This is a genomic window from Rhizobium sp. BK376 (assembly GCF_004341625.1).
GTDB lineage: Bacteria > Pseudomonadota > Alphaproteobacteria > Rhizobiales > Rhizobiaceae > Rhizobium.
On record NZ_SLZG01000032.1, the window covers coordinates 34,453 to 46,813 of the forward strand.

General features: G+C 58.9%; 10 protein-coding genes and 4 pseudogenes. 9 read left to right on the top strand and 5 right to left on the bottom strand.

What is annotated here, in order from left to right; genetic code table 11:
• The first annotated feature begins 1 nt into the window (after position 1).
• Complete coding sequence (locus EV561_RS32840; RefSeq protein WP_132528086.1) at positions 2 to 904, top strand: ROK family protein; 903 nt, start codon at positions 2 to 4, stop codon at positions 902 to 904.
• Between the two features lie 4 nt (positions 905 to 908).
• On the opposite strand, the gene EV561_RS32845 is transcribed toward EV561_RS32840, so the two are convergent.
• The gene (locus tag EV561_RS32845; protein ID WP_132528087.1) at positions 909 to 2,114 is read right to left on the bottom strand and encodes an ROK family transcriptional regulator; all 1,206 of its coding nucleotides are present in this window, start codon (positions 2,112 to 2,114) and stop codon (positions 909 to 911) included.
• 144 nt (positions 2,115 to 2,258) lie between these two features.
• Between EV561_RS32845 and EV561_RS32850 the strand changes: the two genes are divergently transcribed.
• The 6 genes and pseudogenes from EV561_RS32850 to EV561_RS38165 all read left to right on the top strand — a co-directional run.
• Positions 2,259 to 3,926, top strand: coding sequence for a gamma-glutamyltransferase family protein (locus EV561_RS32850; RefSeq protein WP_132528088.1), 1,668 nt, complete (start codon positions 2,259 to 2,261; stop codon positions 3,924 to 3,926).
• A gap of 38 nt (positions 3,927 to 3,964) precedes the next feature.
• Positions 3,965 to 5,287 carry an extracellular solute-binding protein gene (locus EV561_RS32855; RefSeq protein WP_132528089.1) on the top strand — a complete coding sequence of 441 codons (1,323 nt, stop codon included), beginning with the start codon at positions 3,965 to 3,967 and terminating at the stop codon, positions 5,285 to 5,287.
• 56 nt (positions 5,288 to 5,343) lie between these two features.
• Positions 5,344 to 6,279 carry a sugar ABC transporter permease gene (locus tag EV561_RS32860; protein ID WP_165928008.1) on the top strand — a complete coding sequence of 312 codons (936 nt, stop codon included), beginning with the start codon at positions 5,344 to 5,346 and terminating at the stop codon, positions 6,277 to 6,279.
• On the top strand, positions 6,276 to 7,166 hold the full coding sequence (locus tag EV561_RS32865) for a carbohydrate ABC transporter permease (RefSeq protein WP_132528091.1): 891 nt from the start codon (positions 6,276 to 6,278) through the stop codon (positions 7,164 to 7,166). The genes EV561_RS32860 and EV561_RS32865 overlap by 4 nt, the downstream gene beginning before the upstream one ends.
• A gap of 18 nt (positions 7,167 to 7,184) precedes the next feature.
• Positions 7,185 to 8,249: a sn-glycerol-3-phosphate ABC transporter ATP-binding protein UgpC gene (gene ugpC / locus EV561_RS32870; protein ID WP_132528092.1), complete on the top strand. Its 1,065-nt coding sequence runs from the start codon at positions 7,185 to 7,187 to the stop codon at positions 8,247 to 8,249.
• A gap of 115 nt (positions 8,250 to 8,364) precedes the next feature.
• Positions 8,365 to 8,528: pseudogene (locus EV561_RS38165) on the top strand (ISL3 family transposase); the annotation flags it as partial.
• 228 nt (positions 8,529 to 8,756) lie between these two features.
• Here the strand turns inward: EV561_RS38165 and EV561_RS38170 are convergent.
• Positions 8,757 to 8,907, bottom strand: a pseudogene (locus EV561_RS38170) (MFS transporter); the annotation flags it as partial.
• 316 nt (positions 8,908 to 9,223) lie between these two features.
• Between EV561_RS38170 and EV561_RS32880 the strand changes: the two are divergent.
• Positions 9,224 to 9,475 (top strand): hypothetical protein, encoded by a 252-nt coding sequence (locus EV561_RS32880; RefSeq protein WP_132528093.1) that lies wholly within the window; start codon positions 9,224 to 9,226, stop codon positions 9,473 to 9,475.
• An 83-nt stretch (positions 9,476 to 9,558) separates the two neighbouring features.
• Here EV561_RS32880 and EV561_RS38175 read toward each other — a convergent pair.
• From EV561_RS38175 to EV561_RS32895, 3 genes and pseudogenes are all read right to left on the bottom strand, one after another.
• A pseudogene (locus EV561_RS38175) lies at positions 9,559 to 9,675 on the bottom strand (GTPase RsgA); the annotation flags it as partial.
• 675 nt (positions 9,676 to 10,350) lie between these two features.
• On the bottom strand, positions 10,351 to 10,713 hold the full coding sequence (locus EV561_RS32890; protein ID WP_348633766.1) for a dihydrodipicolinate synthase family protein: 363 nt from the start codon (positions 10,711 to 10,713) through the stop codon (positions 10,351 to 10,353).
• A pseudogene (locus tag EV561_RS32895) lies at positions 10,710 to 11,251 on the bottom strand (dienelactone hydrolase). The gene EV561_RS32890 and the pseudogene EV561_RS32895 overlap by 4 nt, the downstream one beginning before the upstream one ends.
• A gap of 237 nt (positions 11,252 to 11,488) precedes the next feature.
• On the opposite strand from EV561_RS32895, the gene EV561_RS32900 reads away from it, so the two are divergent.
• Positions 11,489 to 12,088, top strand: a complete 600-nt coding sequence (locus EV561_RS32900) for an SOS response-associated peptidase family protein (protein ID WP_132528095.1) — start codon at positions 11,489 to 11,491, stop codon at positions 12,086 to 12,088.
• The last annotated feature ends 273 nt before the right edge of the window (positions 12,089 to 12,361 follow it).

Genomic DNA, 12,361 nt, shown 5'->3' on the forward strand with positions numbered 1-12,361 from the left:
GATGATTCTGGGTATCGATATCGGTGGGACGGCGATCAAGGCTGGTGCGGTAGCTGAACATGGTCGGATTTTGGCACGACAGACCTTGCCTTTCGACAGAAGCCTTTCTTTTGAAGAGCTCATCAGCGTATTCGCTAGGATATGCGATACGCTTGAATCAGAAACGCGAGAGCTGGCGACGGCGATCGGCGTCTGCATGCCCGGCTTTGTCGACCGCGAGACAGGCATGCTTGCCGACGGCGGCGCCAACGTACCGGCGCTTCGACAAGGCCCGCTCGCTCTGGCTCTTTTCGAGAAGACGGGCCGGCCCGTACATCTGGAAAATGACGGCGTTGCCGCAACCTTTGGCGAGCAGCGTTTCGGTGCGGGGCGCAATGTCGGACGGTTCGCGCTTTTAACGATCGGCACGGGCGTCGGGGGTGCCGTCTCGATCGATGGCAATGTCGTCACCGGCTCGCGCGGCGAACCGCCGGAGATCGGCGCAACCGTCTTAGGTGAGACCCGACCGGGAATGCCGCAGACATTCGAAAAGCTGGCCTGCGCGGCCGCTTTCATCGAGCGATATAACGGTCTTTGCAAAGACAGGTCTGTTGAAAGCGTGCCGGAACTGTTTGCGCGCATCGCTGAAGACCAGCTGGCGCGCCAAACCGTTGACGAGATCGCCCGCGTCATCGCGCAAGTGCTGTCGGCGCTGATCAATTCACTAAGCCTGGATGCGTGCGTCATCGGCGGCGGCGTGGCTGCGGCGGGTGAGGCGCTCCTTGAGCCGATCCGCTCGCATCTGACGTCTTACGTCTGGCCGCTGCTGCTGAAAAAAACCAGGGTCATCGGCGCCGAATGCGGCAATGATGCCGGATTGGTCGGCGTCGCCTCGCTGGCCGCCGATACAGTCGCTCCAAAATAGGTTCTCAGCCGCCTTCGGCTCGTTCTTTTTTGAGGACGGAGAAATCAGGGGTCATGCTGTCGAAGATCGCCAGCGATGCCGCCCCGAGGACACGCGTGTCGAGGCCGCTTTCCGATTTCAGCAGCCGGCCGGATGCATTGTTGTGCTGGCTGCTGACACTGATCAGCGAGGGCTTGATCCTGGCGATCAGCCCATCGAGGATGGAATCGGGAACGGGGCCGCCGAGAATGACGACCTGCGGATCGAAGAGGTTTTCGATCGTCACCAACGCGTTGCGCAGATGGTCGGCGGCCTCGTCCAGCCATGCGACCAGCTTTGGTTCCTCATCTTCGAACGCCTTGTAGAGACGGTCGAGGTCGATGGATTTCAGGCTCTCCGGTTCGCCTGTCAAATCCGCGAAAGCGGCGGAAAGCGAAACATAACGTTCCAGACACCCTCTGTTGCCGCAGGAGCAAAGCCTCCCGTTCGGAACGCTGATGATGTGTCCCAGCTCTCCCGACATCCCGAATGCCCCGCGATAGGGGTGACTGGAAATGATAATGCCGCCGCCGAGGCCGACGCCGAGATAGATGTAGAAAAAATCCGAGAATTGCCGGCCCGCGCCAAACAGAAGTTCGCCGAGCGCGCCGGCCGTCGCATCATTGTCGAGAAAAATCGGCATGTTGAGCCGCTGCTTCAGGTTCTCGACGACAGGGAAATCCAGCCAGTCCGGAACGGAGCTGGGACCGAGCACGGTCGGATTCCCCTCCGACACCAGCACCGGCATGACGACGCCCGCACCCCATATGCGCTCACGAGGTACCTTGGCCTTGTTGATCAGTTCATTCACCGCCGCCTCTATCAGCGGCAGGACGACGGCGGGTGTCGGATGCGTCACGGGCAACTCGATTTCCGCCTGCACCTCGCCGCCAAGATTGAGCAGAACGACGACCAGACGACGATGATCGAAGGAGATGCCGAACGAAAAGGCTCCCGAGGGATTGATGACGAGATCGATCGGCGGCTGGCCGCGCCCGCCGGTCTTGCGCGCCTTTTCGATCAGCAGCCCATCCGGTTTGAACTGGTCGATGATGTTGGTCACGGTCTGAGCCGAGAGCCCTGTCAGGCGAGCGACTTCGGCGCGCGACAGCGGGCCGTTCAGCCGTATCGTCTCCAGGACGACACGGCGGTTGAAACGCTGCGTGCGATCGAGGTTCGTACCAAACAACATAGTGGCTCCTTCGGCGACACTTCGTCAGATTCTTGTTGCATTCCGACCGTGACATGATTAAATCCAATTAATGGATTAAAAAAGTCGGCGCGACAATTTTCGTGCTTTTCGCATCATCCCATTTCTAAACGCAAGGGAATTTGGATGAATCTGGCCGATGCAAGGACTTCGCGCCCATTGCTGCTCGGAAACCGCCACATGGTTTCGGCGGGTCATCCGCTTGCGGCGCTGGCCGGCTTCAATATTCTCGAGGCTGGAGGAAATGCCATCGATGCCGGCGTTGCCGCCGGTTTCGCGCTGAATGTCGTGCATCCGGACATGGCCAATCTGGGCGGCGTCGCTCCGATCATGCTTTACTCCACTGAGCGGAAGAAAGTGACGACGATCGCCGGCATTGGCCAATGGCCGGAGCTTGCAACGCTCGACGCCGTGAGCAAGGCCGGCAATGGTCGCATTCCAGTCAGTCCACAGCGCTGGGTCGTGCCGGCGGCGGTCGGCTCCTGGCTGACGGGGCTTGAACGCTACGGCACGCTGTCTGCCGCCGAGGCGCTCGCCCCGGCGATCGATCTCGCTGAGAACGGTTTTCCGGCGCATTATTTCCTCTGCTACAATGTTTCGATCTCGCAAGCCGCCTGGGCGGACTTTCCCGACAACCGGGCAATCTACATGCCGGAAGGCCATCTGCCGGTCGAAGGCGACGTGATCCGCCAGTCCGGCTTGGCCGATACGCTGAAGCGTCTTGTCGCGGCCGAGAGATCAGCGGGCGGCAGCCGCGAAGACGGCATACGGGCCGCTCGCGACTGCTTCTACAAAGGCGATATTGCCCAGGCGGTCGATCGCTTTTCGCGCCAGGTCGGCGGCTTCGTTCGCGCCTCGGACATGGCCGCTTTCGTCGCCCGGGAAGAACCGCCCGTTTCCACCTCGTATCGCGGCCGGCGGTTCTACGCTTGCGGGCCGTGGTCGCAGGGGCCGGCGGTGCTGCAGATGCTGAACCTCGGCGCGCGTTTTGATCTGGCCGCACTCAACGAGGCCGACCTTGCCCACACGCTGATCGAGATCGTCAAGCTGGCCCTGGGTGACCGCAACCGACATTACGGCGATCCGCGCTTCGTCGATGTTCCGATCGAGCGTCTGTTGTCCGAGGAGCACGCCCAAAGACTGGCCGGGCTGATCGCGCCATCCCGGGCGAACGATGTTCCCCACGATCCGGTTCAGGGATCGGCCAGTCCGGACACCACCTTCGTCTGCGTCGTCGATGCCGATGGCAACGCCTTCGCGGCGACGCCGAGCGACAGCACCATGCTGGTGACGCCGATCGTGCCGGAGCTTGGTTTCGGCATCTCCGATCGGGGACTGCAGGCATCGCTCGATCCTCAGGATGCCAATTGCGTGGCGCCCGGCAAGAGGCCGCGCCTGACGCCAAACCCGGGCCTGATGCTGAGCGACGATGGATTGATGGTCTTTGGCACGCCCGGCGGCGAGGTACAGACGCAGGCCATGCTGCAATTCCTCGTCAATCATATCGATCGCGGCATGAACTTGCAGGCCGCCTGCGAACATCCGCGATGGGCAAGCTACGGCGTGCCGACAACCGAGGATCCGCATTTCATGGAGCCAAAGATGGTGCGGGTCGAAGAAGGGCTCGAACATGCCATTGGCGCGGATTTGCGCAGCCGGGGGCACCGTGTCGAGGCTTGGCCGTTGCGGGCATCGCTGGCCGGCGGCATTTGCGCGGTCGAGCGCCATCACCGATCTGCGGTGCTGTACGGTGCTGCCGATCCGCGCCGGATGAGCTACGCCGTCGGCAGATAAACCGGACTTGACCAAATAAAGATAAAGGGAACAGAAGCATGAAAATTTCACGTCGTTCTGTGATCAAGACCATGGGTGCATCCACGGCCGCCGTGGCGCTCTATTCGCAGGGCCTGCGCTCGACCTTCGCGCAATCTGGCAAGGGACTTACCTACTGGGGTCACAACTATCAGACACGTGTGGAAATCGTGAACAAGATCATGGTCCCCGGCTTCCTGAAGGAAACCGGCATCCAGGTCATCCACGAGGATTTCGAGACCAACCAGAACGAGTTGAAAATCCTGACGGCATGGGCCGGTGGCGGCGAAGGCGGCCCTGACCTTGTCTCCGTCGGCGACAACAATGTGACGAACTATGTCTATCGCAAGCTGGTCGCGCCGGTGGATTACACCGCCTTCGGCTTCAAGACGCAGCAGGAATTGGTCGATGCTTTCGAGCCCGGTGTGCTCGACGGCTTCATCGTCGACGGCGTTCTCTACGCGGTGCCGATGGATCTTGCCTCCATCTCCATGTACTACCGCAAGGACTTCTTCAAGGAAGCCGGCCTTGATCCCGAAAAGCCGCCGCAGACTTGGGATGAGGTCATGGAAATGGGCAGGAAACTCACCAAGACCGATAGCAACGGCACCGTGACCCGCGCCGGCTGGGGCTGGATGGCACGCAGCATCTCCTCGCATTTCTACTATTGGGGCACTCTGCTTCCGCAGAAGGGCGTCGATTTCCTGAATGCAGCAGGTGACGGCAACGGCTTCAGCAATGACGCCGGCATGGCCGCTTTCCAATATCTCTACGACACGTTCCACGGCGACAATCGCATCAGCGCGCTCGGTCTTGCGCCGACCATCGATCCGGTTGACGACTTCGGCTCCGGCCGCGTGGCAATGATGAATTCCGGTCTCTGGCTCGCACCGTCCGTCGAGGCCAAGTTTCCGAAAGTCACCTACAAGGACGGTATCTATGGCGTTGCCCGCCTGCCGCAGTTCAAGGGCGACAAGCCGGCGACCCGCCTGAACCCCTGGGTATATATGGTCAGCGCCAAATCACAGGTTCAAAAGGAGTCGTGGCAGTTCGTCGCCTACATGACGCAGCGTCCCGAAAGCCGGGATATCTGGTTCAGCAAGGCACATTACGTCCTGCCGTGGAAAGGATTCCGGACGACGGATGCGGTCAAAGCTTTAGGTTATGGCAGCGTCTTCTTCGACGATCTCGAAATCGGCGTTCCCCTGCCGCGTACCCATCGCTTCAATGAGCTCGCAACCGCCGTCGCCCAGGCCTACGACCGCATCTCAGCCAATGGCGACAAACCGGATGCGGTGGTGCCGGATCTGGCAAGCGACATCGATAATCTGCTCCAGAGCTGACATGCCTGTGCCGCATTTTTTCGTACAGCATGGCCAAGGAATATAGGGGGCGACCCATGGGTGAACCGGTGTCCACAACGAAGAAGCAGCGACGCAGCCTATCGCCCCGTGAGCTTCGTTCGCGATTGCGCAAGGAATATCCCTATGCGGGGACGGCTTGGCTCATGGTCCTGCCCTCCGTCTTGTTTTTCGCGGTCTTCGTCATCTATCCCGTCTGCAACGCTTTCTATGTCAGCCTGACATCGTGGGATCTGATCAGTCCGCCGAAATTCATCGGGCTGGGCAACTATGTCAGGCTTTTCTCGGACCGGTCGTTCCTGAATTCGGCCATGGTGACTATCTATTACACCTTCGTCTTGATCATTTTCGAGCTGCCGATTTCACTTGGCCTCGCGCTGCTTCTCGACCGCAAGATCAAGGCGCGCGGTCTCTATCAGGCGATCATCTTTGCGCCCGCCGTGCTGACGATGGTGGCGGTCGCGATGATCTGGCGCGTGGTCTATGCGCCGACTTCAGGTCTTTATCTGATGTTTACCGAGCCCTTCGGCATTGGTGGCGTTCAATGGCTGAACAACCGCAATCTCGCCATGCCGGCGATCCTTATCGTTAGCGTTTGGAAGAATATCGGCTACTACATGGTCATTTTCCTGGCCGGCTTGCAGGCAATTCCCTCTTCCTATTACGAGGCGGCCCGCATGGACGGGGCGGGGAATTGGGCGATCTTCCGCAATATCACCCTGCCGCTGCTGAAGCCCTTCATCCTGTTCGTATCGGTCATCTCCATCATCCGCGCGTCGCAGGCCTTCAGCCTGTTTTACTCACTGACGAGCGGTGGCCCGGCCAATGCGACCAAGGTGCTGCCCTATCTGATCTATGATGTCGCCTTCGGTTTCAATCGCATGGGCTACGCCTCGGCCATGGCCGTCGTGATGTTTGCGGCACTCCTCGTCCTGACGATCATTCAATTCCGTGTTCTAAGGCCGCAGGCATGAGCGATACTCCCCTCGAAAACAGCGCTGCCGCGACGCGTGTCCGGCGACCGGCGAAGCGATCCCATCTCGATCGCGGCAACTGGATCATACATCTGATCCTGATCGTCGCTTGCGGTCTCATCGTCACCCCGCTGGTGTGGATGGTGATCACGGCGCTCAAGTCGCATGAGGATGTCTTCGACAAGCCGCTCTGGTGGATACCCCCACATCCTCTGCTGAAGGAAAATATCCAGCACGTTCTCGATCGTATCAATTTCTTTCGTTATTTCATGAACAGCGTCATTGTTGCGACGTCGGTGACGCTTCTCGACCTGTTTTTTTCGACGCTCTGCGGCTACGCGCTCGCGAAATACCGCTTTCCCGGACGGGATCTCGTCTTCGGGATCATCATGGCGACGATGATGGTTCCCTTTATCGTCATCCTAGTTCCGCAGTATATTCTGGTACGCAATTTAGGTTGGCTAGATTCCTATGCCGGGCTGATCATCCCGGCGGCCATCAGCAGCTTCGGTATCTTTCTGATGCGCCAGGCTTTTTCAGGAACGCCGGACGAACTGATCGATGCCGCGCGCATGGATGGCGCCGGCGAACTGCGCATCCTGTTCCAGATCATCGTGCCGATGCATGTCCCGGCCTTGGTCTCGCTGGCGATCCTGCGGTTCCTCGGCGAATGGGACAACCTTCTCTGGCCGCTGGTCATCACCAATGGCGAGAACATGCGCACCATGTCGCTGGGCCTCGCGCTGCTGCAGGACGACCGCTACGGCACCGACATCCCAATGCTGATGACGGCAGCGACCATGGCGCTCGCGCCCATCGTTCTCGTCTACGCCTTCATGCAGCGATACTTCATCAAGAGCGTCGCGGGCTCCGGACTGAAACAATAGAAGTGAGGTTAGTGCGCAATGGCTCGCGTTGAAATTTCCAACGTCCAGAAGATCTTCGAAAATACGGAGGTCGTTCGCGGCGTCGATATCGATATTGCCGATGGTCAGTTCGTCGTACTCGTCGGTCCGTCCGGCTGCGGAAAATCGACTTTGCTTCGGATGATTGCCGGTCTCGAAAGCATAACGGAGGGGGAAATCCGCGTCGGCGGCCAGGTGGTCAATGATGTCGCCTCTAGGGATCGCGACATCGCCATGGTTTTTCAGAACTACGCGCTCTATCCGCATATGACGGTGACGGAGAATATGAGCTTCTCCCTGCGCCTCAAGCGCACGGCCAAGCCGTTGATTGATACCGCCGTCAATCGTGCCTCGAACATTCTCGGCCTGGATGCGCTGCTGGAGCGCTATCCGCGCCAGCTTTCCGGCGGACAGCGCCAACGGGTCGCCATGGGTCGGGCGATCGTGCGCGATCCGAAGGTCTTTCTGTTCGATGAACCGCTTTCCAATCTAGATGCTAAACTTCGCGTGCAGATGCGAAGCGAGATCAAGGAGTTGCACCAGAGGCTCCGCACCACGACGATCTATGTAACACATGATCAGATCGAGGCGATGACAATGGCGGACCAGATCGTCGTGATGCAGAACGGTCGGATAGAGCAGATGGGTGCGCCGCTTGATCTCTACGACCGGCCGGCGAATGTCTTTGTCGCGACCTTTATCGGTTCGCCGGCAATGAATCTCTTCCCCGGAACTGTGAAGCTCGTAGATGGCCGCCCTGTGCTAAGGACTGACGACAAGGTCGATCTTCCCCTGCCCGAAAGCCGTCACGAGCTCGTAGGGAAATCGGTCGTCTATGGGTTGCGGCCGGAAGATGTTTTGATTGGCACCGGATCTGTTCTCGCCTCGGTGAGGATCGTGGAACCGACGGGACCTGAAACTCTGCTGATCACCAAAGTCGGTTCGCTGGATGTCGTGATGCTTTCGCGCGACCGTATACGGGTACAGCCGGGGGACCAGCTACAGATCACCCCTGTTTTCGACAGGATTCATCTTTTTGACAAGGTCACCGGTGCGCGGCTGTGAATGGACAAGCCACACCCATTAACTCGAAACTCACTTTGTTTGGGTTCTCAACAACTTTGGTGCAGGTAGCGGATTCACGCCGGTTGCGAACAAGCCCATAAAGTAACTGGCGTCATTTGCTGCGGGGATCGAACGTGGTCTTGAGGCAGTGAAAGCCACACGGAGCCCTAGAGCACCAGCCCGGTCGAGGGGAAAATCAATCGACCCAAGATGATCAAGCGTCAGATGTACGGACGTTCCGGATACAGCCTCCTGAAAAGGAAGGTGCTGGCCCGAGCGTGGACGCAGGCCAGCAGCAATATTGGTTCGACAGGGGGGACTATCACAACCTGCACCAAAATTGCGGAAGAGGCCTTGATTGACCCTGGCAAGGGCCTCGTCGTAGTCTGACGCCGCGCCGCGACAGACTGTTAGGAGCCTTTGATTGTGGCGAATGAGGCTGGCCTCCACGGTGGAACATCGCAGCGGCCGAAGCCTTTTGGGTTGCCCGCTTGGAATATTGCTTGGTCAGTTTTCCTCGGGTGGCTTGTAGTGTCGAAATTGCAGCAACATCAGCATGTCGTAGGTGATGTGCCGCGCAGATGACCAAAGGCCAAATGCGGTAGGGTGCAGCGAAAAGGGCGCCTGCGACCACAGGGCTCGCCGCCGCTTTGATCGCGTCGGATCCGGCTCGAACCGGAACGTGTTCGTGGTGACGGGTAGAAGCCGCCTTTCAATCTGGAGCAAATCAAACAGGCAATTTTGATCAGCCTGTCGCCGGTTCGACTCCGTTCAAGAGCAAATCAACGTGGGGTACGGCGGAGCCATACCGATTGCTGCGAGTCTTTCTAGCAACACCAAAGCCGGAACTGTAACCTTCGACGGATTTGGCTGGATTTGGGCGTTTCAGTTACGGTAACCCTAGCAACGCAAAGCAATTTGCACGAGTGGGACAACTAGGGAAGGACGTCCGCATCTCCAAAAGCAGGACCTTGATGAACGCGGATATGATAGCCGCATGGGCGGTGGAAAACGGATTCCATGCGATCGATTCGGGGAATTATCGTCGGCATGACGCTGCAGGCGTGATCACGATCGAGATAAAGAGGATGTCATTTCTCCTCATCGATGAGAGGCAAGGATTGCGACCGCGCCTCATGTCGCGGTTGTTCAAAGAAGTAACCTTTTCAAGTGGGACCGGCTGTTTGCAGGTTCTTCTTGACCGCTATCGCAACCCTAGAGCCTGACGTGGTGACCGCAGGCCAGCCAATTCACCAAAGCGGTGGATCGGGCTAACGCCGATGAGCACTGTCGCAAACGCGAAAAACTCTCAGTATTTCTTCTTGCGAACGATCTTGTTGGCGCGTGGTCCGCTCACGACCCGTCTTCGGTCGCGATTTTCTGCAAGCGGGTTTCGCCTGCGTTCCAGGCGATCGGCCTCCAGGGCAGCCTCCGCGCCAATCCGAATGTCAAAGCGTTCCTGACGTTTCTCAATGAGGGAGCCCACTTCGGGACGAAGTGGTGTGTGCTGGACAGTAGTGTTGCAGCGTCTGGGCGCTATCACGTCAACAATATGCGGTGACCGCTATTGGAATCCAAAGCGAACGTTTGGCCGCTGATCAGCTCGTGAGTGCCAGATATGCGCGTTTTCAGGAGAGAAAGCCCCGCGAGGCAACTGTTGCTTGGTGACAACGCGGCAGCAAGGCGGGTGTTACCGCCTAATGTTGTCTAGGCGCGCCAAGCCGAACTACCGCATATCCGGTGCCACCAATCTCAATCAAAAGGTCTGCTCTCATTTCCCCATCAGTGACTACCTTGATTTTGGTCCACTTGTCGATCTTGGTATCGAGCGGGAGCGGCAATCCTTCTCGCAGCAGGAGGGTGAGGTCAGGTGCTTTTTCCGACTTATAGATGCAAATCCTCATCGCACGGAACCTAACTGCAGAGATATGTAGTAGCTATATTGCGACGCATTGTTGACTATTGCAATGCCGCAAAACCGTTCTCCAAATGCACCGATGTGTATTTTGTCTTCCTGTCCCTATACTCCTGCGTCTTCCTGCTTGGTTGGCAATCACCGTGACAGCCCTTTTTGCCATATTCGCTGACTGTCCTGCATGGTTCAGGCGAGGGATGGGGTGCCGAGAACCAGCGCTGCGGCGTAGCCGGACTCTGCGGCAGCCGACGCTAGCTCGACGACATCCGATGGCGCCGCCGCGCCGATCCCCACCATAAGCCCGTCACTGGGAAGCTCTGAGGCGGCGACCTCCATCAGCGAGCGCCGGGTTTTCACCGACAGGGAAGTCTCTTCGCCGGTCGTCCCCAGGACGTTCAGAGCATCGCAGCTGGAAGCGAGCAGGCGCTGCGGTTTTTGCCCGCTGACCTCGGCGTTGAGCGAGGAAAGGGCGACCCAAAGAGCCGCGCCGGACGTCCGAACGGATACACGGAGGCGAGCAGGGTCTCCGCAATCTCCAGCATGATTCAGACGCGATTCAGGAACTCAACCACTCGGATGGTTAGTAACGCGGTCGCATCCGCGTCGTACGACGGGAGCGAGCTGTCGGCGAAGTAGGTGCTGCGTTCTCGACCTTCTCCACAATCTCGCGGGCGGCGTCGATGTCGCCCCATTGTCCATACCGTGGATTAGCGTCGCAACGCCGTCAGGCCAGGGAACGAAGGCCCATTCGCCAGTGATCGGCAGGCAAGATTTGAAGAGCAGGGCTCCGCGGGCTCCGGGACGTGTCTGTGCAAGCTTCTGCGCCGGTAGCACACCGAAGGAGAACCCCGCGTAGACGAGCTCAGGGGGAAGTTCGTTGGCGACGCGGACTCCGCGCTCCCGCATTTCGTCGAATCCGATTCTACCGATGTAGGCGAGACCCTCGTCGATACTCTGGAACGTCCGTCCGTCGAACAGGTCCGGCGTGTGCACGATGTGACCGCCGGCCCGCAAGACACCGGCGGACGCGCACACACCAGGGGTCAGCCCTTGCTTGAGCATGGTGGAACAGCAAGACCTCAGCCATAAGTCATCTCTAAATAACCGATGAGGTGCGGCAGGTAAGGCCGGTTCGGGAGGCAGCCGACATATGGGTTGATGACTGCGGACCCTGGAGTTAACCTATTGCAAGACGCATCCGATTACCGCTCGCGCTAGAGGTGCGGCCAACAGTATCCGAGCTTGCCGCTTAAGCATCAGCGCAGTCGACGGCCCGCTCTCATAGCGGTCTTCTGGAACGATTCCCGAGCAGTAGGCTTGTCCCATGTGTACCGAGTACGAACAACACATCAGCTACACCCAATACTGCAAGGTGATGCAGGATCTCGCGCTTGGCATCCCCACCCACCAATCGGAACTGGATATGCCGGCTGCCAACGACATCAAGATCGGCGAGATGGCCCCGGTCATCCGTGCTGCCGGCGATAATATCGTGGAGCTGACGCAGATGAAGTTCGGGTTTCCCCCAACCCGAACGCGCGGTCCCGTGTTCAACCTTCGATCGGAGCGGAAGCACTTCGGCGACAGCCATCGGTGTCTGATTCCGGCCAGCGCGTTCTTTGCGTATACGGGGAGGAAATACTCGAAGGCCAAACACCGTTTTGCGCTCGTGAGCGCGCCCATGATGGCGATCGCCGCGATCTGGCGGCCCAGCCGCAAAGGCCAGCCTGCGGCGTTCACGATGTTGACAACGGAGTCGGGGCCGGATGTAGAGCCTGTTCACAATCGCCAGGTCGTCGTTCTTCATCCGCTAGGTTGGAAGGCGTGGATTGACCTTACCAAGCCAGAGGAAGAATTGTTAGGCCCGCTCCCGGTAGGCTCGCTGAGGGTGGAGACCCGCAGAGACCGGCCGACCGGCTCATAGCACGCGAAGGAAAAGAGCCGGGATGGATGAGGCGCTCGGGACAGGTCGGACTTTGCCTCTTTGCGTATTGTCGGCGGCGGTCGTTGCTCTATCTCGCAACGCGAGCAATCATTCCATTATAGCGCGGCGATCAGGATGAGACGAATCTCACTTAGCAAGGTGCGGAAATAGCGCTAATTTTTCAGCCGATCCTCGCTAGATGGCTCGAAGACGAGCCTTGACGATGCTTTTTCAGCGGCCCTTTCGGCGTGCTTGATAGTAATCCGCCGTCTT